A 25,549-nucleotide genomic window follows, 5' to 3' on the forward strand; every position below is an offset into this window, starting at 1 on the left:
TACGGCTGGGCCGTCAATTGTTGCCGCAGTTACTGCTTAGTGATGCGCACTGCCGGCCGGGTTATTTCGCGGCCGGCAGGTAACTCTACCGGGAGGGTTCTACGGGCGCCCGCTCCGGCGGGCTTCTTTACCTGTAATGGCTGTCACTACCGCCTGCTGCCGTAGGAGGCCGGTGACGGTGCCGACGTCGTCCACCACGGCGTATTCGCCGCCATTAAGCTGGGCCAAATACTGGATCAGCTCCTGGCCGCTGGATGTCCGGGGCACGTACGCGCCCTCGGCGAGGGGGGTTGAAACTGCTGTGACCAGTGTCGTGGATACCTCCGAGGCCGGCACCGCCGCAGTTGCCGCCGGATCGACGAGTCCTTGTGGCCGTCCATCCGGTCCGCAGATCACGACGGCGGGGGTACCGAAGGGTGCTATGCGCAGGACATCCGCGACAGTAGCCGAGTTCGGAATCCCGACCGCGGGTTCGGCCAGCGCGGCAGCACTCACCAAGTGGAGGCGGCCGCGGAGCGTCGCGTTCTTGATGGCGCCCGAAGCGCCCATCCAGAGGAAGCTGCAGACCAGGATTGTGATGAGCATATAGCTGAGGTCGGGGGTGTTTCCGCTCAGCAAAGGCAGGGCAATAAACCAAACGACCAGGACGACTACGATAACCCGTCCCGCCCAACCGGCCGCCACCGTTCCCTTTTCCTGGCTGCCGGTTGCTTTCCACACCGCGGACTCCACCAAACGTCCTCCGTCAAGGGGAAGACCGGGGAGCACGTTGAAAATACCGATCAGCAGGTTGGCCCACATGAAGATGTTCGCGAGGGTGTCCCCCACCCCGCCGAAGACACCGGTCCCCAGCATCAGCCAGGCTGCGCCCGCGAGGACGAAATTCGCAGCCGGTCCCGCCAAGGCAACAATCACCGAGCGGCCCGGGGAGGCGATGAAGGTCTCAAATTGCGTGTGCCCGCCCCAGAGATTCAACACGATTTTCTCGGTGGGCCATTTGAAAGCCTTGGCGCTCAACGCGTGGGCCAGCTCGTGCACGAGCACAGAGAGCGCAAGGAGGAGCGCGTACGCAAAGGCAACAAAGTAGGCGCCAATTCCCAAAGAGTGGTTCCGCACGAGCAAAGCGGGTCCATACGCGATGACAGTGAACGCGGCAATGATGAACCAGGAATAGGCGAGGTAGACGGGGATTCCCGCAATACGGCCGAGGGGAATCCCGTCCTTCCTGCCGCCGCGGGTGCTGTGGCCGGCGCTCCGGGGAGTGCTCACCTAGTTCGCCTGTCCAAGGAGGGCGCCATCCAGCGCATTGGCCGCCGCCCGGGCCACAACGAGTGCTCCGAGATCCGCGACCTTCCGGCCCTCAAGGGTGTCCCAGGTTGCCCTGCGGGTGTCCTCGGGAAGTGGCATCTGGTGTGGAATTCCGACCGTGACCACGCCGGACGCGATCGCGGCCGCAACTCCCGGGACGGAATCCTCGAGTGCGACGCAATGATCCGCGGTCAGCTCAGGGTCGTCGTATTTGAGGCGTTCGACGGCGGTGAGGTAAGCCTCCGGGTGGGGTTTTCCTTGGCTGACGGTGTCCCCTGTGATGAGGAATTCAAAGTACGGCTTGGGGAGGTTCGCCACGACCTCCCGCGCCATCGGGCCTTCGGACATCGTCACGAGGGCGCAGCGAACACCCGTTTGGTACAGCTCGTCAAGCAATTCCTTCGCGCCGGGCCGCCACGGCACCTCGATGCGGAGACGGTCGATGACCTGGCCGCTCAAGATGTCCACGATCTCCCGCTTTTCCAGGTTCACACCGGCCGCCTGGAGAATTCCGGCCGAGTGCATGAGCGACTGTCCTACGAGCTGCATGGCTTGTTCGTGGCTCCAGACGCCACCGTGGGACTCAACGAGGGCGCGCTCTGCGGCAATCCAGTACGGCTCGGTGTCCACCAGGGTGCCATCCATGTCCCATAGCGCGGCTTTGAGGAGGGGCTGGGTGGCTGAGGCATGCATGCCATCAAGTCTACGTGGAAGCGAGGGAGGCAGTTGTCGTTCTACGCCCGGCGCGAAGTGTGGCCACGCCGACCCCTTAGGGCCATGCATGGGTGGCTGTCTTGGACGTAGGGTGAGTGGATGAACAGTTTGGACGGAGCCCCTGACGGACAGGCCACTTCACCGGAGCCTGAGCGCCTTCTCCAGCCTGTACCCGAGGGCAAGCGCATCACTGTGATGCTGGCGGCTTTCGAAGGCTGGAACGACGCCGGCGAGGCGGCCAGTGATTCCCTGCACTACTTGAACAAGTTGTGGCAGGGAAAGAAAGTGGCATCCGTAGATGCCGACGATTACTACGACTTCCAGTTCACCAGACCGACGGTACGACGCACCGCGGCCGGAACCCGCAAGGTGAAATGGCCTTCCACGCGCCTCTACAAGGCCAGCGTCCCGGACAGCAATGTGGACGTGGTGTTCGTGCTCGGCACCGAGCCTTCCTATCGGTGGCGTGCCTACACTGCCGAGCTTCTGGTTCATGCCGAAACGCTCAAGGTTGACTACGTCGTGCTGATTGGCGCGCTCTTGGCCGACGTCCCGCACAGCCGCCCGATCCCGGTCAGCACCACTTCGGATGACAGTGGACTGAGGCAGCGCTTGAACCTGGAGGCCTCACAGTATGAGGGACCGGTAGGCATTGTCGGTGTCCTGGCCGAATTCGCCCTGCTGGCGGGTCTGCCTACTGTGTCGCTGTGGGCGGCCGTACCGCACTACGTCGCACAGGCACCCTCCCCCAAGGCACAACTGGCCATTTTGAACAAGGTCGAGGATCTTCTCCAGGTGCCCCTGGAAACGCATGCATTGAGCGAGGAAGCGGAGGCGTGGGAGCGCGGCGTGGACGAGCTGGCCACCGAGGATCCAGAGATCGCCGCCTACGTGCGGCAGCTCGAAGAAGCCAAGGACACTGCAGACCTTCCCGAAGCAAGCGGTGAGTCCATCGCCCGCGAATTCGAGCGCTACCTCAAGCGCCGGGGCAAGGATAAGCCCTGACGGCTTTGCCGCCCGGGCTATTCCGGCCGGTGCCCGGTTCGACGTTTGTTCCAGGAGCCTAGAGTTCGACGCCGAGCAATCCGTTGACGGCATCGCTCACCAGCGCTGTGTCGCGGGCGCAATGCTTTGCGTTGGACCGTTCGTTGAGGGCGGCTGCCGCCCAGGCATCGACTGCGGCGATCGCGCCGGGGGCATTGAGATCGTTGGCAAGTTCGGCACGCATACGTGTCAGAAGTTCCGCGACTGTCCCCTCCGGTGCGATGTCGCGGGCGGCGCGCCAAGTGTTGAGCCGCTCCTTGGCTTGCGCGAATCCTTCATCGGTCCAGGACCAATCCGAGCGGTAGTGGTTGGCCAGGATCGCCAGGCGGATTGCCGCGGGTTCCTCCCCCTCGGCGCGGAGCTTGGACACAAGCACCAGGTTGCCCTTGGACTTGCTCATCTTTTCGCCGTCCAGGCCCACCATTCCGGCGTGGGCATAGTGGTGCGCCAAAGGTACACCGCTGAGGGAGTATGCATGGCCGGCGCCCATTTCGTGGTGCGGGAAGACGAGGTCCGAGCCACCGCCCTGCACTGTGAAGGGAGCCGGCAGGTACTTCTGGGCAATGACTGTGCACTCAATGTGCCAACCGGGCCGTCCGTCGCCCAGGCTTGCACCGGGCCAACGCGGCTCGCCGTCGCGGGCAACGCGCCACAGCAAAGGATCAAGGGCATTGCGTTTGCCGGAACGGCCGGGATCTCCGCCTCGTTCCGCGAAGAGTTCCAGCATTTCCACTTCGCCGAGACCTGAGATGTCGCCTAAGGTCCATGCATCCGGACTGTCCGAGCGCTTGCCGGCGGCCTCGACGTCGTAATAGACGTCGCCGTCAGGCTCACCGTCGGTGCCGTGCACCCGGTAGGCGAGTTCGTCTGCGATCAGTTGTTCAATCGCCGGGACAATCATCGGGATGGCCTCGACGGCCCCGATGTAATGGTTGGGAGCCAAGACGTTGAGGGCGACCATGTCGGTATGGAAAAGTTCGATCTGGCTCGCAGCCAGCTCGCGCCAGTCCACGCCGGTGGCGGTGGCACGCTCCAGGAGGGGATCGTCGACGTCGGTGACGTTCTGGACGTAAGCAACCCGCTGACCACTGTCCCGCCATGCCCGGTTGAGGAGGTCGAAGGCGACGTAGCTGGCGGCGTGCCCCATGTGGGTGGCGTCGTAGGGCGTGATGCCGCAGACGTACATGGATTGCTCGGCGCCTGGCTCGATGTCCACCAAGGCCTTGAGGGCGGTATCAAACAGCCTCAATTGGGGCATGCTGCCGGGCAGTTCAGGCACAGGTCGGGAGATCCATGATTTCACAGCCTCAACCATAGTGCTAGGCGCTGATGACATTGAAACCGAGCAAGACATAGAGGGCGAGGCCGAGAAGGATGCGGTACCAGACGAAGACCCGGTAGCTGTGGGTGGAAATGAACTTGAGGAACCATCCGATGATGATGAAACCCACAACGAAAGCGATGACCGTGGCAAGGGCTGTTTCCGGCAGGCCGAATGGTCCGGTGATTCCTTCCTTCGACACCACTTTGTACAACTGGTACAGGCCGCTGCCGAAGACAGCGGGAATGGCCAGCAGGAATGAATAACGCGCGGCGGCTTCACGGGTATAGCCCATCAGGAGGCCGGCGGTAATGGTTCCGCCTGAGCGGGAAACGCCGGGGATGAGCGCCATGGCCTGGGCCAGCCCGTAGAGGATGCCGTGCTTGTACGTCAATTGGCTCAACTCCCGCCCCTGCCTGCCGACGGCGTCGGCCACAGCAAGGATCATGCCGAAGACGATGAGCATGGTGGCCACGATCCACAGGCTGCGGAGGACGGATTCGATCTGGTCCTGGAAGAGCAGCCCAAGCACGATGATGGGCAGGCTGCCGAGGATGACCAGCCAACCCATCCTGGCGTCGGGATCGTCCTTTGCCACCTTGCCGCGCAGCGATCCGAACCAAGCCCGCACAATCCTGACGATGTCCCGCCAAAAGAAGACGATGACGGCCGTCTCGGTACCCAGCTGCGTGATGGCTGTGAAAGCGGCACCCGGATCCGCCGCATTGGGCAGGAACGAGCCGACAATGCGCAGGTGTGCGCTTGAAGAAATCGGAAGGAACTCTGTAAGGCCTTGCACGAGGCCCAGGAAGGCCGCTTCTATCCAGTTCACGTGAATAGACCCTACGTCATGAACTACCCCAACTCCCCGTAAGCTATCAGCTATGCAGCAGCGTTACGTCGGCAACAGCGGGTTTCGGGTGTCCACCCTTTCCCTGGGCACCATGTCCTGGGCGGAAGAAACGGACGAACAGGATGCACGGGAGCTGCTCCACACCTTCGTTGCGGCCGGCGGCACCATGATCGACACCGCTGCCTCCTACGCCGGCGGACAAGCTGAGGCCCTCCTGGGGTCCATGCTGGGCGACGTGGTGGCGCGTTCGGAGGTTGTCCTTTCCACGAAAGCCGGAGTCTCGACGTCGGACGTCCGCCGCACTGTCGATGCCTCCCGAGGCTGCATGTTGTCCGCGCTCGACGCCAGCCTTGCCCGCTTGGGAACCGACTACGTCGACATCTGGTTCGCCCAGGCATGGGACGGCAACGTTCCGCTCGACGAAACACTTTCCGCGCTTGAGCTTGCGCTGCGGTCGGGACGCGCGCGGTACGTCGGCATTTCCAACTACAACGGCTGGCAGACCGCGAAGGCGTCGGCCGTCGCGGGATTCACTGTGGTGGCCAACCAATCCGAATACTCGCTCCTGCACCGGAAGCCGGAAGAGGAGCTTGTACCGGCCGTCGAGGACGCCGGCCTGGGCCTCATGGCGTGGGCGCCGCTCGGGCGCGGCGTGCTCACTGGCAAATACAGGGGACAGATCCCTTCCGACTCACGCGCGGCCGAGGGTCGCTTGAGCAACTACGTCGAAAAGTATCTCGACGCGCGGGGAGCGCGAATCGTCGAAGCGGTGGCCATGGCGGGGCGTGGATTGGGACGCTCCGCAGTAGACGTATCGCTGAGCTGGCTGCTAGCCCGCCCCGGCGTGTCGACGGCCGTTGTGGGCCCGCGCAACGCCGTCCAGCTCAAGGAACAGCTCGATGCGCAACTGGCTCCCCTTCCGACCGAGATCTCCCGGGCACTGGAGGACGTTTCGGCCATCTAAGATGGCTGGATCTGTGAGTCTACTGATCCAGGATCTCCAACTCGTCCTCGTCGAGGAGCTCGTTATTGTCCTCGTCGTCACCTTCTTCATCGTCGTCAAACACCTGAAGGGGTGTGACTTCCGAGTAGGCCTCGTATAGTGAGTCCTCATATACCTCAAAGGCATCTGCGACGGCGAAAAACGCCGCCTCCACAGTGGGATCTCCTTCGCCCCGGCGGGCGGAAGCGGCAATCAGGTGCTCTTCCAAGGCGGCTGTCAATGACTGAAGCGCGACACGCGGATCGATGCTCATGACTTCACGTTAGCCCGAAAAAGACGAAAATGGAGAGGGATGAGAGAACAATTTCTGAGCAGTTCGGTAGAGCGTCAGCGGGACTACGCAAGGCAGTACGAGTATCTCGTACTGACTGTCAGCCCTGATGATTCCTTGCCCGAGGCGCGGCGTCGGCTCGTGGAGCACTCCGAGTATGGCAAGTGGGAACTGGAGCGCAGCATCCTCTATATTGGCGGCGGCCGCCGGTTCTGGCTGCGCCGCAGGGTGCTCAACGTGCAGCGCACCGTCTAGCTGCGAGGCCCCGTTTTTCAGGGTCCCCGATTCAGCTTTCGAGCGGTTCAGCCTTCGAGTGGGCCGAGCCACGCGTTGGCGACAGTGGTGTGCGCGGACTCATCATTGGAGGGGTGGAAAATCCCGGCCAGCACATCGCGATACAGCCTTTCAAGCTCGGAGCCATGGAAGTAGCTGGAGCCTCCGGAAACCCGGATTGCGACGTCGACCATGTTCCGGGCGTTCTCGGTTGCCCGCACTTTGAGTCCGACAAACTTCGGAAACCACTGCGCCCCGTGGTCAACCAGTGCATCCACGTCACGGGCAACTGATGCTAGCTGCGGCTGGATGGAATCCATGGCCATGGCGGCGTCGGCAATCTTCCAGCGGATGTCCGGATCTTGCGAAAAGCTCCGGCCGCCGTACTTCGCCGAGGTCCTGCGCTTAACGGCCTCAACGGCCAAAATGAATGCCCGTTCCCCGATGCCCGTGTACACCGCGGCGAGCAGCGTTTCGAAGCACGCGAAAATCGCGAAGATCAATGGATCTTGGTTGGGTCCCACGGGCAGTTTCCGGAAGATGCGCTCAGGCGGAACCACGGCACCCTGCAGGAGCGTGGTGTTCGATTGGCTTGCGCGCATGCCCAAGGTATCCCAGTCGGCCAGGGTCTCGTGACCCGGGGCATCACGTCGGATGAAGCCGAAGACCAGCTCGCCATCCCCGTCCCGCGCGCCACCGTCCTTGCCAAAGATTCCGAGGCTCGTCCAGGCAGGTGACAGGCTCGTGAAGATTTTGCGTCCCGTGAAGCTGTACCCACCGTTGTCCTGCGGTTCGGCCGTGGTCCCTGAGTCAAAGAGCATGGAGTCGTTGCCCGCCTCGGAAATCCCGAAAGCAAAGACCTCGCCTTTACCGGCTTCCTCGAGGACAAAGCCGAGGGCGTCGTCTCCGCGGGCCGCGAGGACATGCGCGACGCCGGTCCAGACGAGGTGCATGTTGACGGCCAAAGCTGTAGCCGGGGCAGCCGTCGCGAGACGGCGCTGAAGCGCCGCCGCCGCTTCGAGCCCGAGCCCAAGCCCGCCGTCGGACTCCGGCACGAATATCTTCAGGTAACCCGCCGCAGCGAGCTCCCCCAGGTCTTCGTGGAAAAACGAGTTGTCCAGGTCATAGCCTGCGGCGCGGCTCCGTATGCGCTCCAGCAGCTCGTCCGGCAGGATCTCCTCGGGAGTCACCACATTCTCCTTAGTAGTTGCTCAGCAGGGTGTTGAGCACCCTGGACCCGAACTTGAGCGAATCGGCGGGAACACGTTCGTCAACTCCGTGGAACATTCCAGTGAAGTCAAGTTCCTCCGGCAGCATCAGGGGCGCAAATCCGTAGCCGGTGATGCCGATCTTGCTGAGCGATTTGTTGTCGGTGCCGCCGGAGAGTGTGTACGGCAAGACCTTGGCTCCGGGGTCCTCGGAATGGAGCGCATCGATCATGGCATCCACCAGGTTGCCGGCAAACGGCACCTCGAGTGACACGTCCTTATTGACATAGCTGACGTCCACGCCGTCGCCGGCAAGTTGCTTGATGGTTTCAAACACGAGCTCCTGCTGGCCGGGCAGGGTGCGGCAATCCACCAGTGCTTCCGCAGATTCCGGGATGACATTGTGCTTATATCCCGAGCTCAGCAGTGTGGGGTTCGAGGTGTTCTGCAGAGTGGCTCCGACGAAACGCGCCACGGTGCCGAGTTCCTTCAGCAGGATCTCGGGGTTGTCCGGATCGAATTCGACGCCGGTCAGTTCGGTGACGCCGTCCAGGAATTGGCGCGTGGTGGGCGTCAGTTCGACGGGCCACCGGTATTCCCCGATGCGGGTGACTGCGCCCGCCAGTCGGGTGATGGCGTTGTCCGTGTTAATTTGCGAACCGTGCCCGGCGCGTCCGTGGGCCATGAGCCGCAGCCAGGAAAGACCCTTCTCCGCAGTTTGGAGAAGGTAGGTGCGCTGGCCGCCGATCGTCGCGGAGAAGCCGCCTACTTCGGAGATCGCTTCCGTCGCGCCGTCGAACAGTTCACGACGGTGCTCGACGGCGTACCGCGCACCGTGGTTGCCGCCCGCTTCCTCGTCGGCGAAGAAGGCAAAGATGATGTCACGCTTGGGCTTGCGTCCGGTCCGGGCGAAGTCACGCATGACGGAGAGAATCATGGCATCCATGTCCTTCATGTCCACGGCACCCCGGCCCCAAATGAGGCCGTCTTTGAGTTCACCGCTGAAGGGATCCACGGACCACTGGTCCTTGAGCGCGGGAACGACGTCAAGGTGGCCATGCACCACCAGGGCGTCAGCCGAGGGGTCCTCCCCCGCCATACGCGTCACGACGTTGGCGCGCCCCGGAGCGGATTCAAAGATTTCAGCGTCCAATCCCACTTCGCTAATGAGCGCCGCGGTGTATTCGGCCGCAGCGCGTTCCCCGGGACCGGAATCGTCACCGAAATTCGAGGTGTCTATCCGGATGAGTTCCTGGCAGATCCGGACTACTTCGTCCTCGGGTCGGATATCAGTCATGGAACTCTCCTCGCTGGCTGGGATTCGTGTACTCCGGCGGGCAGGCATCAAGGTGCGGACGCTCCCGCGCGCTTCCCTCAGCCTACCCACCGGCCGCCCGTTTGGCCGCGTGTTTTCCGGTGTTTTGACGCGGACTGACCCGAACTAATTGCCGGTTCCGGCACCTAGGCCAGCTCCGATTTTTTTATTTCCCAGGAACCGTGTTAGAGTTTTTCTCGCTGCTTCGGAGGAAAGAGAAGCGCCGAGAGGTGTAGAACGAAGGCTCCGAACACCACCTGCGCGGGTGGCGGAATGGCAGACGCGCTAGCTTGAGGTGCTAGTCCTCGAAAGGGGGTGGGGGTTCAAGTCCCCCTCCGCGCACAATTACAGGGCCCGGAATCGTAAAGATTCCGGGCCCTATTTGTTTAATATGAATTTGCTTTTTCAGCAATTGATGCGGCGTTCAGCACATTCATTAAATTGCATTACGGCCAATTCCGCTCTTCATGATGTCCGTCAAGTCGATTGGGTTCGTGGGCGTCAGCGCCAGAATTCGGTGAGCTGCCCGGCAAGGGCTCTGCCTTGCTCGTCGCCGGCTCGAGCGGCAGGAGGACGCAGCGACAGATCCATCGCGTTGGCTCCGAACATGTGCTCGGAGCTGCTATCCGGGAAGATCGTTTCGACACTGCTGCCGCGTGCTCGTAGTTCGTCGACCTGGGTTGCTAGGTGCATGCCCCAGTCCACTGGGGTCCGGGATCTGCCGCCGAACGGTGACAGCACCAACACCCTTGCGTATCCGGCTGCCAGATCGGCGTTCTCGGCGTTGGATCGGTAGCCGCCGTCGATATATCGGCTGCCGCCGATACGGTAGGCGAAGCCGCTGGCACAGCTGGCGGCCACGGCGTCCACCAAGTCGACCCCGCTGTGGCGGTCGAACACGACCGGTTCACCGGTATGCGCATTGACCGCCGTGATCAGCATCTTTTGTTGCGGCCAGTGCTGGCTGGGCAGACGGCCGGCGACGGTATCGCGCCACCGCGTTTGCCCGGAGCCGTCCGACGCCGCGTCCATTTCGAGGGCCGCCGAGCCCATTCTGCGGCGCATGTCGGCCGCATCCTTAGCGGCGGCGATGATTCGGCTCGTTCTCTCCATATGTTTCGCCGCCGCCCCCATGCGAACGCGTCCAGCGTCGGGTCCCACTGGAGCGGTCCGTGGTGGCTGGAGTGCAGCGGAAAGGATGTCGGCAAGCAGTTGGGTCGGGCTCGAGCCGGTTATCTGGGCCGCGGCCGTCGAGCCGGCCGACGTGCCGATGATGAGATCGGCCTCGGTCACATCCAACCCAGCATCGAAGAGGCCGGCGATGACGCCGATCAGCCAGGCATTGCCTGCCGATCCGCCACCGCCGAGGACCAACGCTCGCTCACCCGCGGCGCGTACCCGTCTTGTGGCGTCGACCTGCGGCTGACCCTGATCGGACCTCGGCAGGTCCGAGGCCGTCGTCGAATTGGAGTGCAGAGGTGAAGAAGGTGTGGTGTTCATGGGAGTCGCCTTTCGCGAATTGCCTGTGGGGCGCTCCCGGTCGCGACTACCTCAGTCGCGCGATCGTGGACTGCGAGGGAGCACCCATTGCGGATACTGCGTTCATGGGACTCACCTCCTGTCGATAGATCACGATCATTGAAAAGCTAGCACGCCGCGACGCGGTGCGCTACTGGGCTGTTTCCAACCTCGCTCCGGCGCCCTAAAGCGCGGTCACGGACCCGCTGAAGTGTCTCCTGCCGCCCCGGGGGTTCCAAGCGACATAGTCAGAAGCCTCCCAAGCCCCCGAGTCGGAGTGGAGCGTCCTGATTTCCAAAGCTACCCGCGCCGGGAGGAACACGGGTGCCTCGAAATTCACGTTCCAACGGAACGCCTCCGACTTCACCGAGCCAACGTCCGCCAGGGCCCGCGAGGCAAGGTACATGCCGTGCGCGATGGCTCGCCGAAGGCCCAGTGCCTTGGCGGAGAGGACGCTGAGGTGGATCGGATTGAAGTCCCCGGACACCGCAGCGTAGAGGCGGCCGGTATCCACGCCGAGCTGCCAGACGGCCGTCGGCGCAGGAGGAGTGAACTCCCTCGGCGCGGCGGCTGCAGCCGCCTTATCGACTCCTGGCAGGAACACTCCCTTGGCCAGGTACGTCGAGACACCTCGCCAGAGCAAGGCCCCGTCACTGCTTGAACGGACCTCGGCGACGACGTCCAGCTGCGTTCCAGCCCGATGGCCCCGCATGTCCTCGGCCCAGGACCGGATGTCGAGCAGTTCGCTGAATTGGACCGCCCGCAAGTGCTCCACTTGGTTGCGCAGGTGGATCATTCCGAGCAGCGGAAGCGGGAAGTCGTCGCGGTTGAGAACACTCATGGCTACCGGGAAAGCGAGGGCGTGGATGAAACCCGCAGGCAGCACGTCGCTGGCGCTCTCTCCGACCAGATGCTGGTAAGCGGTGAGGTTCCCGACGTCAGCCTGCACCCCGCGAACCTCATGGCTCCCTTGAGGCAGCGCATTGACAGCCTGGAGTCCCAGCATCCTCCTCCGCGCCGCCGTAGCCGCCGCATTCACATACAGCTTCGAGAGGGACGGCAAGTCCCCCAGGATCAGCGGTTGTTCTGTACTCATGCACCCACCAGGTTCTGCCCGCATACCCTCAACACTTCGCCCGAGATCCCGGCGGCCGCATCCGATGCCAGGAACGCGATGGCCTCTGCGACGTCGCCCGGCCGACCGCCCTGCTGGAGGGAATTGAGCCGTCGCGCCACCTCTCGGGTAGCGAAGGGGATTCGGGCAGTCATGTCTGTTTCGATGAAGCCGGGGGCGACTGCGTTGATGGATCCACCGCTTTCTGCCAGCAGGGGCGCCGTGGCGCGGACCATTCCGATCACTCCGCCTTTGGAAGCTGCGTAGTTGGTCTGCCCGCGATTCCCAGCGATGCCGCTCGTGGAAGCCACAGAGACGATTCTGGGGGCTTTGCTGAACCGCCCGGGCTCCAAGAGCGCCTCATTGATTCGCAACTGCGAGGCGATGTTGACGCCGATGACCGAGTTCCAGCGACTTTCGTCCATGTTGGCCAGGAGCCTGTCCCTGGTGATGCCGGCGTTGTGGATGACGATGTCAAGGCCGCCAAGGCGTTCCATGGCGTGGTCTATGATCCGGCTCCCGGCGTTCTCCGCCGTGATGTCCAACTGCAGGGCGGTGCCGTGGACCTCGTTGGCGACGGCTGCGAGGTGGTCCCCGGCGGCGGGGATGTCAACCACCACCAGCCGGGCCCCGTCGCGGTATAGGGTGCGCGCGATCGCCGCACCAATTCCACGGGCGGCCCCCGTGACCACGGCGACTTTGCCGTCCAGGGGCTTGTCGGCGTCGTCGGGTAGCTGGCCGGCACCCGTGGTGACCGTCAGGAACTGCCCATCCACGAATGCGGACCGGCCCGACAGGAAAAAGCGCAGTGCACCTAGTGTGCTGGGGCTGGTTGTGCCGGCGCTGCCTCCAAGGAGAATGCCGTTGGCCGTGGCGCCCGCCCTGAGCTCCTTGGCCAGCGAACGCAGCAGCCCGTCGACCCCTTGGCGTCCGGCAGCGGCAGCCGGGCTTGCCGCGGATGCGGAGGTGCGGGAGATCGTGACGACTCTTGCGCACGGGACCAAATCTCGGAGCGATTGAGCGGCCGTGAGGACGGGGCCCGCGAGGTCTTCAGGGTGCTCAACGTCGTCGAGCACCAGGATGATCGCCCCGAGCTTTTCCTTGGGCAGGGCATTTCTCCGCACATCCAGCCCCCAGCCGAGGAGCGCTGCGGCAAGTTCATCTGCGCCTGATGCGTTCCCGTTCCCGCTCCCCAGCAAAAGTACCGGCCCTGGAACCAGGGGTTCTCCCGCTTTGTACCTCCGAAGCGCGGCAGGTTGGGGCAGTCCAAGTTTCCTGGCCAGGTCCTTGCCGATGCCCTGGCTGACAAACTGTGTGTATTTGTCGGTCATGCCGGCTACCGCCCTTCCGGAGCGGAGTAGGCTTCGAGGATCGCGACGACGCCCTGTCCCCCGGCGGCGCAGATGGAAATGAGCCCGCGGGCGGGACGGCCGTCCACCGGGCCACTCTCTTGGAGCATCTTCGCCAGCGAGGCGACGATCCTTCCGCCAGTGGCAGCAAAGGGGTGGCCGGCGGCTAGGGATGAACCGTTGACGTTGAGCTTGGCGCGATCGATCTTGCCGAGGGCGCCGTCCAAGCCCAGGCGGTTGCGGCCGAATTCTTCGTCTTCCCACGCAGCGAGCGTGCTCAGAACGGTCCCCGCGAAGGCTTCGTGGATTTCGAAGAAATCGATGTCTTCGAAGGACAAGCCGTTGCGGGCGAGAAGCCGTGGCACCGCAAAGACAGGGGCCATGAGGAGTCCGTCCTTGCCGTGGACGAAATCGACGGCGGCCGCCTCGCCATCGACGACAACGGCCAGTTTGGGCAGGCCGCGGGCGTCGGCCCACTCTTCCGTGCCCATGAGCACGGTGGAGGCGCCGTCCGTGAGCGGGGTGGAGTTGCCGGCCGTCATAGTGGCCTCCGCTCCGAGGCTCTTTCCGAAGACGGGCTTCAGCGTGGCCAGCTTCTCCATGGACGTATCCGGGCGAAGGTTCGAATCGCGGCTCAGGCCACGGTAGGGAGTCACGAGGTCATCAAAGAAGCCGCGCTCGTAGGCCGCGGCGAGATTATGGTGGCTGTTGAACGCGAGCTCGTCCTGGGCCTCGCGGCTGATCTTCCATTGGGCCGTGGTCAGCGCCTGGTGCTCACCCATGGACAGGCCGGTCCGCGGTTCCCCGGTATTCGGGGCATCCGGAGCCAGATCCTTGGGACGAAGCCGGGACAGGACCCTGAGCCGCTCGGGCAGCGACTTGGCCCGATTGAGGTCGAGCAGGATTTCGCGAAGTCCCTCGCTGACGGCAATAGGGGCATCGGACGCAGAGTCTACGCCGCCCGCGATGGCCGAGTCGATCTGGCCGAGCTTGATCTTGTTGGCCAGGCCCAGGACTGTCTCGAGGCCGGTGGCGCACGCCTGCTGGAGATCGTAGGCCGGCGTCTCCGGCGACAGGGCTGACCCGAGCACCGCTTCGCGGGTGAGGTTGAAGTCGCGGGAGTGTTTCAAGACAGCACCCGCGGCAACTTCACCGATCCGCTCTTCCTGGAGCGCGAAACGGGCAATCAACCCGTCCAAGGCGGCCGTCAGCATGTCCTGATTGGAGGACTTGGTGTAGGCGCCGCCGGTCCGCGCAAAGGGGATCCTGTTGCCGCCAACCACCACGGCCCTGCGAAGTGTGCCCCGGCCGGCGGCGGTTTCCTGTGGTGCGCTCGCGGACACTGCTGCTTCAGGCATGCGTTTCTCCTTATGATCACATCGGGTTACTGATACTCAGCGTACCTGATACGCTGAGTATCGTGAACATCCCCAGCCCGGCACTTTCCGCCGACCCGCCTGCCGGGAGCGCCGCCCTGGCAGACGGCGGGAGCCCCGCCGTCGACGGCCGCGCCGCCCGCTGGCAGAGCCACCGCGAGGAACGCCGCCGCGAACTCATCAAGGCCGCGCGCAAGGCTGTCCACGCGCTGGGCAGCGACGCGTCCATGGAGGACATAGCCGCCGCCGCCAACACCTCCAAGTCGGTGTACTACCGGTACTTCGGGGACAAAGCCGGCCTGCAGCAAGCCATGGGCGAAGTAGTGCTTGGACAGATGCAACGCCGGATGAAGGAAGCAGCGGAAAGCGCGCAGACTCCACGTGAAGGCTTGTTCGCCATGGTCTCGGCCTATCTGCAAATGGCAGAGTCGAGCCCCAACGTCTATGCATTCGTCACACGACTCACGCACGGAGAGCCCTCGGCCCAGGACGCCATCGCCGCTTCCGGAGCCCTCGGCCACTTCTTCGAGTCGATCAGCGCCATGATCGCCCAGCCCATGCGGGAACACCTTGGGGCGGAAAAGGAAGCCCTCATTGAGTACTGGCCCACCGCGGCAATCGGCCTTGTCCGCAATGCGGGCGAAATGTGGCTAGGCAGCCCGGCTTCTCCGGCGAAGCCCGACCAGGAAACCATGGCCTCCCGGATCACCGATTGGCTGTGCGTGGGAATCGCCTCCGAACTCAAGACCAACTCCGCAGAAAACCAGCAATGACACATCAGTTGTTCGGAACCAAAGAAGGAATCAACATGACTGAAGTAGTGGATCGCACGCCCTCCAGCACCCGTGAGCCTGCCGGCACCGCTGCAACCACACAGCCCGCAGCACCCGTAGTGGATGTAGCGGCGCTCGGCGAACTGCTGCTGGGCAAGTGGGCCCACATCCGGCGCACCGCGCGCGACCTCGCCGGCCGCCCGGAGGTACACAAGATCGAAGGCCTGACGCATACCGAGCACCGCAAGCGCGTGTTCGGGCAGTTGAAGTACCTCGTGGACAACAACGCGGTACACCGGGCCTTCCCCTCAAGCTTGGGCGGTTCGGACGACCACGGCGGAAACATCGCAGGGTTCGAGGAACTCGTCACCGCCGATCCTTCACTGCAGATCAAGGCCGGCGTCCAGTGGGGGCTGTTTGGTTCCGCCGTCATGCACCTCGGCACGGAGGAACACCTCAACAGCTGGCTGCCCGGGATCATGAGCCTGGAGATCCCCGGCTGCTTCGCCATGACCGAAACCGGACACGGCTCCGATGTTGCGAGCATCGCCACCACGGCCACGTACGACGAGACCACCCAGGAGTTCGTCATCAACACTCCGTTCCGGGCCGCGTGGAAGGACTACATCGGCAACGCGGCCGTAGACGGCTTGGCCGCCGTCGTGTTCGCCCAACTGGTCACCCGCGATGTGAACCATGGCGTCCACGCGTTCTACGTTCCACTCAGGGACCCGGACACCAAGGCATTCCTTCCGGGAATCGGCGGAGAGGACGACGGTGTCAAAGGCGGCCTCAACGGCATCGACAATGGCCGGCTTCATTTCAGCGATGTCCGCATCCCCCGCACCAACTTGCTCAACCGCTACGGCGATGTCTCCCCTGCCGGGGAATACACCTCCCCGATCGCCAGCCCGGGCCGGCGTTTCTTTACGATGCTCGGCACGCTGGTGCAGGGCCGTGTCTCCCTGGACGGCGCCGCAGTAGCCGCGAGCAAGCTGGCTTTGACGACCGCCATCCGATATGGCACCGAACGGCGCCAGTTCAACGCTTCCTCTCCTACCGACGAGGAGGTCCTTCTGGACTACCAGCGGCACCAGCGCCGCCTGTTCACCCGGCTGGCCACCACCTTTGCGGCGAGTTTCGCGCACGAGCAGCTGCTCGAAAAATTCGACGACGTCTTCTCTGGCCGACACGACACCGACGCCGACCGCCAGGACCTGGAGACCCTCGCCGCGGCGCTCAAGCCCTTGAGCACCTGGCATGCTCTCGACACATTGCAGGAATGCCGTGAGGCCTGCGGCGGCGCCGGATTCCTCATCGAAAACCGTTTCGCCTCGCTCCGCGCAGACCTGGATGTCTACGCCACCTTTGAGGGCGACAACACCGTGCTGCTCCAGCTCGTCGCAAAGCGCCTGCTGGCCGACTACGCCAAAGAGTTCCGCAACGTTGACTTCGGCGTATTGGCGCGCTTCGTCGCGGCCCAGGCAGCGGACGTCGCGATCAACCGCACCGGGCTGCGGCAAGTGGCGCAGTTCGTGGCCGATACGGGATCCGTCCAGAAGGCAGCCCTGGCCCTGCGGGACGAAGAAGGCCAGCGCACACTACTGACTGACCGGGTGCAGTCGATGGTGGCGGAGGTGGGTTCGGCACTCAAGGGTGCGAACAAGCTTCCACAGCACCAGGGCGCAGCACTGTTCAACCAACACCAAGACGATCTGATCGACGCCGCCCAGGCACACGCCGAACTCCTGCAATGGGAAGCGTTCACGGAAGCCCTTGGCAAGATCAGTGATCCCGGCACACTTCAGGTGCTGACGTGGCTTCGCGATCTCTTTGGCCTCTCGCTCATCGAAAAACACTTGTCTTGGTACCTCATGAACGGCCGCCTCTCCATGCAGCGCGGGCGCACGGTGGGCGCCTACATCAACCGGCTCCTCATCAAGATCCGTCCCCACGCCCTGGATCTGGTTGATTCCTTCGGCTACGGTCCGGAGCACTTGCGCGCGGCCATCGCGTCCGGGGCCGAGAAAGAGCGCCAGGACGAAGCCCGCAACTACTTCCGGGCGCAACGAGCCAGCGGCAACGCTCCAGCCGAAGAGAAGACCTTGCTCGCATTGAAAGGGAGGAAGTCCGGCTAGCATCTTGCCGTGACCAGCCGGTGAACAGTTGCCGAATCCCTTAGCGACGACGGCGCCGTACCCCCTCAGCGGGAGTGCGGCGCCGTCGTCGTTCCTTCGAAGACTCGCACTGTCGCCGTTTTGGACGCCCAAAACGTCACCTATTGCGAGGGCCCACGCTGCCAGGGTTCCCTGGCCGTACTTGCGAGGCGAGGGTGGCGGTGGGGACTAGTTGGGCGAGTGGGCGAGGACCGAACGGTAGACGTCAAGGGTTGTCTCGGTAATCGATTCCCAGGAGAAGTGCTGCTCCGCGCGGACGCGGCCTGCCGCACCCATGACCTTGGCACGCGCAGGATCGGACACGACCTCATTGAGAGCCGCGGCAAAATCGGCGACAAACTTCTCCGGATCCAGCGGGGTTCCGGTACCGTCCGTCACCTGCTCCAGCTCCACGAGGAGCCCCGTTTTACCGTGCTGAACCACTTCGGGGATGCCGCCCGTGGCACTCGCCACTACGGCCGCACCGCACGCCATGGCTTCGAGGTTGACGATGCCGAGAGGCTCGTAGATCGACGGGCAGGCGAAGGCCGTGGCGTGGCTGAGGACCTGGATGAGCTCGTGGCGCGGAAGCATGCGCTCGATCAGCACCACGCCCTCGCGCTTGCTCTGCAGTTCCTCGATGAGCCGGGCCGTTTCTGCGGCGAGTTCCGGTGTATCCGCGGCACCCAGGCACAACACCAGCTGCACACCTTCCGGCAGGCTTGCGGCGGCCTTCAGGAGGTACGGAACACCCTTCTGGCGGGTGTTGCGCCCAACGAAGACCACACTGGGCTTGTCGGGGTCGATGCCAAGGGCACGGATTGCGTCCTCGCCTCCGTCCGGCTGCCACATTTCGACGTCGATGCCGTTGTGGACTACGCGGACCTTGGCGGGGTCGACGTTCGGATAGCTGCGCAGGATGTCCTGCCGCATGCCGTCCGAGACCGCGATGATGGCTGATGCGGCCTCGTAGGCTGTCTTTTCAACCCATGACGACAAGGCATAGCCACCACCCAACTGCTCCGCTTTCCATGGCCGCAGCGGTTCCAGGCTGTGGGCGCTGAGCACATGGGGTATTTCGTGCAACAGCGAAGCCAGGTGGCCTGCCATGTTGGCGTACCAGGTATGGGAATGGACCAGGTCCGCTCCGGCGATGTCCGGCACGATGCGCAAATCCACCCCAAGGGTCTGCAGGGCGGCATTGGCCGCACCCAAATCCTCCGGTGTGGAATACGACGTCACCGTTGCACCGTGGAAGTCCGCTTCACGGGGCGCGCCGAAGGCACGCACCTGCAGATCCACATGTTTTGCCAGGACGCGGCTGAGCTCGGCAACATGCACGCCGGCCCCGCCATAGATTTCGGGTGGAAACTCTTTAGTCACAATGTCTACGCGCACGCTACCTAACGTAGTCCTTCCGGAGTATGTGTTCTAGTGTGAAAGGGTCCGGCAACCCGGGCTTTTTTCGGGGGCTACAAAGACGTACAGGGAGAGCAAACACCATGGCGTTGAAGAAAGTATTGTCAATTGTGTTGGCTGGCGGCGAAGGAAACCGCCTTATGCCATTGACGGCAGACAGGGCCAAACCTGCGGTGCCGTTTGCAGGGGGCTATCGTTTGATCGATTTCGCTCTCTCGAATCTGGTCAATTCCGGGTACCTGCAGATCGTGGTCCTGACCCAATACAAGTCGCACAGCCTTGACCGCCACATTTCCGAGACCTGGCGGATGTCCACCCAGCTGGGCAGGTATGTGGCCTCGGTTCCCGCCCAGCAGCGCGTGGGCAAGAGCTGGTTCCTCGGCAGCGCGAATGCCATCTACCAGTCCCTGAACCTGATTCACGACGCCGACCCGGACATCGTGGTGGTGGTCGGAGCGGACCACGTCTACCGCATGGACTTCCAGCAGATGGTTCAACAACACGTGGCCAGCGGAGCCAAAGCCACGGTCGCCGCCGTCCGTCAGCCGCTGAACATGGCCAACCAGTTCGGTGTGATCGAGGTCGACAAAAACGATCCACAGAAGATCTCGGCGTTTGTTGAAAAGCCTGCAGAAACGGAAGGCCTTGCCGCCGACCCCACGCAATTCCTTGCCTCCATGGGCAACTACGTCTTCGATGCGGATGCACTGGTGGAGGCCCTGCGCGTCGATGCGGAGCGCCTGGACACCAAACACGACATGGGCGGAGACATCATTCCCTACTTCGTTGGCCAAGGCGAAGCCGGTGTCTACGATTTCACGCTCAATGACATTCCCGGATCCACCGACCGCGACCGCACCTATTGGCGCGATGTGGGCACCATCGATTCCTTCTATGACGCTCACATGGACCTGATTTCGCCTGTACCGATCTTCAACCTGTACAACTCGGAATGGCCCATCTACACCCGGCAGAGCATTTCACCGCCCGCCAAGTTTGTCCGAGGCGACAACAACACGGTCGGCACGGCGCTGGACTCCATCGTGGCCAGCGGCTCCGTGATCTCCGGCGGAATCGTGGAAGGATCCGTCCTCTCCAACGATGTCTACGTGGGACCGGCCAGCAGGATCCAGGACTCGGTGCTGATGGACAAAGTGCGCATCGGCGAAGGCGCAGTGGTCAAGCGAGCCATCATCGACAAGAACGTGAAGATCCCTGCCGGGGCCGCCATTGGCCTGGACTCTGACCTCGACCGCGCCCGCGGCTTCAAAGTCACCGAATCCGGCATCACGGTACTCGCCAAAGGCCAGCTGGTACCGGAGCCGGACACTGCCGAGCTCTCCCTGGCTGCGGAATACCGGCGCTCGGTGCCTGAGGCGATCAAGGCTGCCACGGAGAAGTTCCCCGACATCCGGGATTCCGCGGAGCAGGTCACTAAAATCCAGGCTTCCTCGGTAGAGGTCTGACTCAGGCTCTAGGAACCAAAGCAGCCCCCGGCCTTCCCGGCGACAGCAGGCACCCAGCCTGCGTCGTCGGGGAGGCTTTGCTGTGTCCGACCCTGTAAAATTGAGCCAATGAGCCCCGCCGATTTGACGCCTGAAGAGATCCAGGCCGCCCTCAAGGTCCTGAATACCATCCACGCCTATGACGAGGAGCACCCTGACTACGTCGCCGTCCGTCGTGCCACGGGGAAGATGTTCAAGGCCGTCAAGCGCCACCGCCGGGTCTCCAAGCGTGACGAGATCGCCGAAGCCGACCGCGCGGTCCTCGCCTTGACTGCCACTGCGGCCCCGGACAGGATCGACGACGAGACCCGCGGCAACAAGCTAGCCACCTCTGCCACGGGCGAAATCGCCGGCCATCTCATCCGCTCGAGGCCCTGTTACATCTGCAAACAGCACTACACGCAGGTAGACGCGTTCTACCACCAGCTGTGCCCGGAATGTGCGGCCTTCAGCCACAGTAAGCGGGATGCCCGCACAGACTTGAGCGGACGCCGCGCCCTGCTCACGGGTGGGCGCGCCAAGATCGGCATGTACATCGCCCTCCGCTTGCTCCGCGACGGCGCACACACCACCATCACCACCCGTTTTCCCAAGGACGCGGCACGCCGCTTTGCGGCCATGGAGGACAGCGCGGACTGGTTGCACCGGCTCCGGATCGTGGGCATCGATCTGCGCGACCCTTCACAGGTCATGGCCCTCACCGACTCACTCAATGAAGCCGGTCCCGTCGACATCATCATCAACAACGCCGCCCAGACGGTCCGCCGTTCCGGGAACGCGTACAAACCCTTGGTGGATGCCGAGGACGAGCCACTGCCGGAGGCCTTGCAGGCGGCCAACGGCGGTCCGGAGCTGGTCACGTTCGGACACGCCCACGACAAGCATCCCTTGGCCATCACCCATAGCGTCACCGAGCGTCCGGTACTGGCGGGAGATGCGATTACCTCGCTCGCCCTGTCCACGGGCTCCGCGTCGTTGGAGCGAATCGCTACAGGCACCGCGATCGACGCCGGCGGACTGGTCCCCGACCTTGCGACGATCAACAGCTGGACCCAAGTGGTGGACGAAGTCGATCCCCTGGAGATGCTCGAGGTTCAGCTTTGCAACGTCACGGCGCCGTTCCTGCTGGTCAGCCGGCTCCGCGAGGCCATGAAGCGCTCTACGGCACGCCGAAAGTACATCGTGAACGTCTCAGCCATGGAAGGGCAGTTCTCCCGCGCCTACAAGGGCCCCGGGCACCCGCATACCAACATGGCAAAGGCTGCGTTGAACATGATGACGCGGACCAGCGCACAAGAGATGCTGGACAGTGACGGGATCCTGATGACCGCCGTCGACACCGGTTGGATCACGGACGAACGTCCGCACTACACCAAAGTCCGGCTCATGGAGGAAGGCTTCCACGCACCGCTCGATCTCGTGGATGGAGCGGCGCGTGTCTACGACCCCATCGTCATGGGCGAAAACGGCGAAGACCAGTACGGTGTCTTCCTGAAGGACTACAAGCCCTCCCCCTGGTAATCCAGGTGGAGGGCCGCAGGCCCGCCTATGTCAGTCGCGTGATCTCAACGGTCACGGTCAGGCCCGAGCCGCCGCCACCGGACAAGATGCCCTTCAACGGAGGAACATCCCGGTAGTCCCTGCCGCGTGCCACCGTGACGTGATAGTCGCCGGCCGGCTTGTGGTTGGTCGGGTCCCAACTGCGCCATTCGCCGTCCCACCATTCCAACCAAGCATGGGATTGGCCAGCCACCGTTTCGCCGATCTCGGCCGTGGGCCGCGGATGGATGTAGCCGGACACGTACCTCGCTGGAATGCCACAGCTCCGAAGCGAACCAATGGCCAGGTGGGCCAGGTCCTGACATACTCCTTGGCGCTGGTTCCAGGCCTCTTCGGCGTTCGTGGTGACGCCGGTGGTGCCTTTCACGTAGCTCATCTCGCCGCGCATCCATTCGAAGACCGCCATGGCTGTCTCGTGCGGGTTCTTGCCGGCGACGACGGTGGGAATGATGCCTAGGACTTCCTCGCCGGGTCCGCTGAGCTGCGATTGCGGAAGCCAGTCACTGAATTGGTCCCGGATATCGTCCGAGCCCATCACATCCCAGCCAACGATCTCTTCGTCCAGGGCCACTCGCTCCACCCGGTGGACTTCCACAGTGGCGGTGGCCACGACTTCGAGGCGCTCGTGCGGCATCTGCATGTCGAAGGCCGTCACGCGAGTGCCCCAATAATCACGGTAGGTGCTCACGGCAGCCTGCGAGGGCGTGACCTTCAACGAGGATTCAAGGACCACCTGTTGGGGATCGGTCAGCGGCGTCATGCGTGCCTCGTTGTACGACAGAGTCACGCGACGGTTGTACTTGTAGGCCGTCTTGTGGACGATGCTCAGCCGGGTCATGAAACTTCTCCCACCCAGGCCAGTTCATCCGCCTGATTGAAGTACTTACGGGAAATCGCGTCAGAGGCCTGCGTTACGGCCTTCTGCACCCGGTCCATGTGCTCGGGCAGCTCGGACATGAGGTCGTCCGTGCGGTGGAACTCAAGGAACGTGCGGGCCTGGCCGACGATCCGACGGGCGTCATTGATGAAGCCCACCCGCTGGGCGGAGGGATCCAACTTGGCAAGGCAATCGTCGGCGTCGCGCAGGGCGAAGACGATGGAGCGTGGGAACAAACGGTCCAGCAGCAGGAACTCGGCAGCGTGCTGATCCCCGAAAGCCGCACGGCGGGTCCGCAGGAACGACTCGTAGGCACCAGCGCAGCGCAGCATGTTCACCCAGGACATTCCTGCGGAGAGGACATCCCGGGTGGACAGCATCCGCGCGGTCATGTCGGCGCGTTCGAGCGAGCGGCCCAGGACGAGGAAGAGCCAACTTTCGTCGTGGCTCACAGTGGTGTCCGCGAGGCCCCTGACCATGGCGGTGCGTTCCAGTACCCAGTTGCAGAATCGGTACGTCCCCACCACATCTTTGCGGTGCTGGTTCAACCCGTAGTACGTGGTGTTCAGGCTCTCCCACAAAGAAGAGGACACGGTCTCCCGTGCCCGGCGCGCATTCTCGCGGGCAGCCCCCAGCGAACCCGCAATGGAGGTGGCACTCGTCTTATCGTAGGCGAGGGCGTGGAGGAGCTCGGGCAAACCGAAGTCCTCGCTCTGGGGACGCGCTCCCATGACGGCCAGGAGTTCCCTTGCCACGCTGCGTTGCTCTTCGAGCGGAAGGTGGTTCAGGCGTTCGAGATGGACGTCCAGGATTCGGGCCGTTCCGTCGGCGCGCTCCACATAGCGTCCGATCCAGAAAAGGGATTCAGCAATACGGCTCAGCATGGGGCTGTGCCTCCTTCGGGTCCTGCGTTGTGGCGATGAATGTCATCCGGTCCGTTCACCATGGCGAGGCCGGTCACTGCTGCTGGTCCGACTGTCGATCCCGCCAGTTGCTTTCAACGGGCCATACCGAGACCTGCTCACGGACCGTGATGGAGGAGCGGGGCAGCTCGACGACGGGAAGTCGCGGGGAGTCCGAGAGGACCCAGGTGTCCTTGGACCCGCCGCCCTGGGAAGAGTTCACGATCAGGGAGCCTTCCTTCAACGCCACACGGGTCAGGCCGCCGGGCAGCACCCAGACGTCGTCGCCGTCGTTGACCGCGAACGGACGCAGATCGACGTGCCGGGGCCCGAAGCGGTCCCCCGAGAGCGTCGGCACGGTGGAGAGCTGCAGGACCGGCTGCGCGATCCAGCCCCTCGGATCAGCCAACACCCGCTTCCGCAAGGCATCCAGCTCCTCCCGCGAAGCATCCGGACCGATCACCAGGCCCTTGCCTCCGGACCCGTCCACCGGCTTGACCACCAGTTCCTCGAGCCGGTCCAGGACCTGTTCACGGGCTTCCTTCTCTTCCAACCGGAACGTCTCCACGTTGGCGATCACTGGCTCTTCGTGCAGGTAGTACCGGATCAGGTCAGGCACGTAGGAATAGACCAGCTTGTCGTCGGCCACACCGTTGCCCACCGCGTTCGCGATGGTCACCCCGCCTGCCCGGGCGGCGTTCACCAGCCCCGGACACCCCAGCATGGAATCGGAACGGAACTGCAACGGGTCGAGGAACTCATCATCAATCCGCTTGTAAATCACATCCACGCGCTGTTCACCGGCCGTGGTGCGCATGTAGACCCGGTTGCCGCGGCAAATCAGGTCCCTGCCCTCCACCAACTCCACGCCCATCAGCCCGGCCAGCAGCGTGTGCTCGAAGTAGGCGCTGTTGAACACCCCGGGCGTCAACACCACCACCGTGGGATCATCCACCCCCGACGGCGCCGTCTTCCGCAACGCCGAGAGCAGACGGCGCGGGTATTCCTCCACCGGCCGGATGTGCTGCTGCCCGAACGCCTCGGGCAAGCCCTTCGCCATCGCCCGCCGGTTCTCGAGCACATAGGACACCCCGGAAGGTACCCGCACGTTGTCCTCCAGCACCCTGAACGTGCCCGCCGCATCACGGACCACGTCGATTCCGGACACGTGCACCCGCACTCCGCCGGCCGGTTCGAAACCATGAACCGCACGGTGGAAATGCGCGCTCGTGGTCACCAACGCCCGCGGCACCACACCGTCCGCGACCACCGCCATCCGCCCGTACACATCATCCAGGAACGCTTCCAACGCCCGCACCCGCTGCGCTACCCCACGCTCCAGAACATCCCACTCTTCAGCCGGAATCACCCGAGGCACGATATCCAACGGGAAAGGACGCTCCTCCCCCGCATAATCGAACGTCACGCCCCGGTCCAGGAAGGTCCGCGCCATCGACTCGGCACGCGCACTCACATCGGCAAGCGAAAGCTCGCGGAGTGCACCGTCTACCTGGCCGTAGGATTTTCGCGCAACTGTGCCTGGGGCGAACATTTCGTCGTAGGCGCCGGAACGGGCGGCGGCCTCGGAGTAATCCCGGAATAGCTCTGACATGGGACTCAGACAATCACCTTTTCGATTACGAACGCATTTCGCGTTCTGCATGTTGCGACACCAGGTTTAATCCCGGTT

At 63.6% G+C, this 25,549-nt stretch carries 22 protein-coding genes and 1 tRNA gene; 8 read left to right on the forward strand and 15 right to left on the reverse strand.

Going from position 1 to position 25,549, the window contains the following annotated elements; all coding sequences use genetic code 11:
* Positions 1–99: 99 nt before the first annotated feature.
* Positions 100–1,269 (reverse strand): site-2 protease family protein, encoded by a 1,170-nt coding sequence (locus tag LFT43_RS11020; RefSeq protein ID WP_395796723.1) that lies wholly within the window; start codon positions 1,267–1,269, stop codon positions 100–102.
* A complete protein-coding gene (locus LFT43_RS11025) occupies positions 1,270–2,001 on the reverse strand; it encodes an HAD family hydrolase (protein ID WP_395796725.1) in 732 nt (243 codons plus the stop codon).
* Positions 2,002–2,121: 120 nt separating this feature from the next.
* On the opposite strand from LFT43_RS11025, the gene LFT43_RS11030 reads away from it, so the two are divergent.
* Positions 2,122–3,027: a PAC2 family protein gene (locus LFT43_RS11030; protein ID WP_395796727.1), complete on the forward strand. Its 906-nt coding sequence runs from the start codon at positions 2,122–2,124 to the stop codon at positions 3,025–3,027.
* Between the two features lie 58 nt (positions 3,028–3,085).
* Here LFT43_RS11030 and mshC read toward each other — a convergent pair whose 3' ends face one another.
* Both mshC and LFT43_RS11040 read right to left on the reverse strand, forming a co-directional pair.
* Positions 3,086–4,369: a cysteine--1-D-myo-inosityl 2-amino-2-deoxy-alpha-D-glucopyranoside ligase gene (mshC, locus tag LFT43_RS11035; protein WP_395796729.1), complete on the reverse strand. Its 1,284-nt coding sequence runs from the start codon at positions 4,367–4,369 to the stop codon at positions 3,086–3,088.
* A gap of 16 nt (positions 4,370–4,385) precedes the next feature.
* Positions 4,386–5,219 carry an undecaprenyl-diphosphate phosphatase gene (locus LFT43_RS11040; protein WP_395796731.1) on the reverse strand — a complete coding sequence of 278 codons (834 nt, stop codon included), beginning with the start codon at positions 5,217–5,219 and terminating at the stop codon, positions 4,386–4,388.
* A 52-nt stretch (positions 5,220–5,271) separates the two neighbouring features.
* Between LFT43_RS11040 and LFT43_RS11045 the strand changes: the two genes are divergently transcribed.
* Positions 5,272–6,204: an aldo/keto reductase gene (locus LFT43_RS11045; RefSeq protein WP_395796733.1), complete on the forward strand. Its 933-nt coding sequence runs from the start codon at positions 5,272–5,274 to the stop codon at positions 6,202–6,204.
* 19 nt (positions 6,205–6,223) lie between these two features.
* On the opposite strand, the gene LFT43_RS11050 is transcribed toward LFT43_RS11045, so the two are convergent.
* A complete protein-coding gene (locus LFT43_RS11050; RefSeq protein WP_395796735.1) occupies positions 6,224–6,496 on the reverse strand; it encodes a hypothetical protein in 273 nt (90 codons plus the stop codon).
* A gap of 39 nt (positions 6,497–6,535) precedes the next feature.
* On the opposite strand from LFT43_RS11050, the gene LFT43_RS11055 reads away from it, so the two are divergent.
* A complete protein-coding gene (locus tag LFT43_RS11055) occupies positions 6,536–6,769 on the forward strand; it encodes a DUF5703 family protein (RefSeq protein ID WP_059389241.1) in 234 nt (77 codons plus the stop codon).
* A gap of 47 nt (positions 6,770–6,816) precedes the next feature.
* Here the strand turns inward: LFT43_RS11055 and LFT43_RS11060 are convergent, their stop codons facing one another.
* Positions 6,817–7,977, reverse strand: coding sequence for an acyl-CoA dehydrogenase family protein (locus LFT43_RS11060; protein ID WP_395796737.1), 1,161 nt, complete (start codon positions 7,975–7,977; stop codon positions 6,817–6,819).
* Between the two features lie 10 nt (positions 7,978–7,987).
* Positions 7,988–9,292, reverse strand: a complete 1,305-nt coding sequence (locus LFT43_RS11065) for a M20/M25/M40 family metallo-hydrolase (RefSeq protein ID WP_395796739.1) — start codon at positions 9,290–9,292, stop codon at positions 7,988–7,990.
* Between the two features lie 277 nt (positions 9,293–9,569).
* Here LFT43_RS11065 and LFT43_RS11070 point away from each other — a divergent pair.
* Positions 9,570–9,652, forward strand: a tRNA-Leu gene (locus LFT43_RS11070).
* Positions 9,653–9,811: 159 nt separating this feature from the next.
* Here the strand turns inward: LFT43_RS11070 and LFT43_RS11075 are convergent.
* The 4 genes from LFT43_RS11075 to LFT43_RS11090 all read right to left on the reverse strand — a co-directional run bounded on the left by LFT43_RS11075 (position 9,812) and on the right by LFT43_RS11090 (position 14,649).
* Positions 9,812–10,810: a patatin-like phospholipase family protein gene (locus tag LFT43_RS11075; protein ID WP_395796741.1), complete on the reverse strand. Its 999-nt coding sequence runs from the start codon at positions 10,808–10,810 to the stop codon at positions 9,812–9,814.
* A 202-nt stretch (positions 10,811–11,012) separates the two neighbouring features.
* Positions 11,013–11,924 (reverse strand): MaoC family dehydratase, encoded by a 912-nt coding sequence (locus LFT43_RS11080; RefSeq protein WP_395796743.1) that lies wholly within the window; start codon positions 11,922–11,924, stop codon positions 11,013–11,015.
* Entirely contained in the window at positions 11,921–13,273 is a 1,353-nt protein-coding gene (locus LFT43_RS11085; protein ID WP_395796745.1) for a 3-oxoacyl-ACP reductase, read from the reverse strand. Before LFT43_RS11085 ends, LFT43_RS11080 begins: the two co-directional genes overlap by 4 nt.
* Before the next feature lie 5 nt (positions 13,274–13,278).
* The gene (locus LFT43_RS11090) at positions 13,279–14,649 is read right to left on the reverse strand and encodes an acetyl-CoA C-acetyltransferase (RefSeq protein ID WP_395796747.1); all 1,371 of its coding nucleotides are present in this window, start codon (positions 14,647–14,649) and stop codon (positions 13,279–13,281) included.
* Positions 14,650–14,717: 68 nt separating this feature from the next.
* On the opposite strand from LFT43_RS11090, the gene LFT43_RS11095 reads away from it, so the two are divergent.
* Positions 14,718–15,440 carry a TetR family transcriptional regulator gene (locus tag LFT43_RS11095; protein WP_395803020.1) on the forward strand — a complete coding sequence of 241 codons (723 nt, stop codon included), beginning with the start codon at positions 14,718–14,720 and terminating at the stop codon, positions 15,438–15,440.
* Between the two features lie 35 nt (positions 15,441–15,475).
* A complete protein-coding gene (locus LFT43_RS11100) occupies positions 15,476–17,578 on the forward strand; it encodes an acyl-CoA dehydrogenase (protein WP_395796749.1) in 2,103 nt (700 codons plus the stop codon).
* A gap of 207 nt (positions 17,579–17,785) precedes the next feature.
* Here the strand turns inward: LFT43_RS11100 and glgA are convergent, their stop codons facing one another.
* A complete protein-coding gene (gene glgA / locus LFT43_RS11105) occupies positions 17,786–18,994 on the reverse strand; it encodes a glycogen synthase (protein ID WP_395796751.1) in 1,209 nt (402 codons plus the stop codon).
* Between the two features lie 104 nt (positions 18,995–19,098).
* Here glgA and glgC point away from each other — a divergent pair, with 104 nt between their 5' ends.
* Together glgC and LFT43_RS11115 are read left to right on the forward strand one after the other, a co-directional pair.
* Positions 19,099–20,481 carry a glucose-1-phosphate adenylyltransferase gene (glgC, locus tag LFT43_RS11110; protein ID WP_395796753.1) on the forward strand — a complete coding sequence of 461 codons (1,383 nt, stop codon included), beginning with the start codon at positions 19,099–19,101 and terminating at the stop codon, positions 20,479–20,481.
* A gap of 108 nt (positions 20,482–20,589) precedes the next feature.
* Entirely contained in the window at positions 20,590–22,041 is a 1,452-nt protein-coding gene (locus LFT43_RS11115) for an SDR family NAD(P)-dependent oxidoreductase (RefSeq protein WP_395796755.1), read from the forward strand.
* Positions 22,042–22,066: 25 nt separating this feature from the next.
* Here the strand turns inward: LFT43_RS11115 and LFT43_RS11120 are convergent, their stop codons facing one another.
* From LFT43_RS11120 to LFT43_RS11130, 3 genes are all read right to left on the reverse strand, one after another.
* Entirely contained in the window at positions 22,067–22,918 is an 852-nt protein-coding gene (locus LFT43_RS11120) for a transglutaminase N-terminal domain-containing protein (protein ID WP_395796757.1), read from the reverse strand.
* Positions 22,915–23,841: an alpha-E domain-containing protein gene (locus LFT43_RS11125; protein ID WP_395796759.1), complete on the reverse strand. Its 927-nt coding sequence runs from the start codon at positions 23,839–23,841 to the stop codon at positions 22,915–22,917. Before LFT43_RS11125 ends, LFT43_RS11120 begins: the two co-directional genes overlap by 4 nt.
* A 73-nt stretch (positions 23,842–23,914) precedes the next feature.
* Entirely contained in the window at positions 23,915–25,471 is a 1,557-nt protein-coding gene (locus LFT43_RS11130) for a circularly permuted type 2 ATP-grasp protein (RefSeq protein WP_395796761.1), read from the reverse strand.
* Between the last annotated feature and the right edge of the window lie 78 nt (positions 25,472–25,549).

Source organism: Arthrobacter sp. FW306-04-A, assembly GCF_044358315.1.
Lineage (GTDB): Bacteria > Actinomycetota > Actinomycetes > Actinomycetales > Micrococcaceae > Arthrobacter.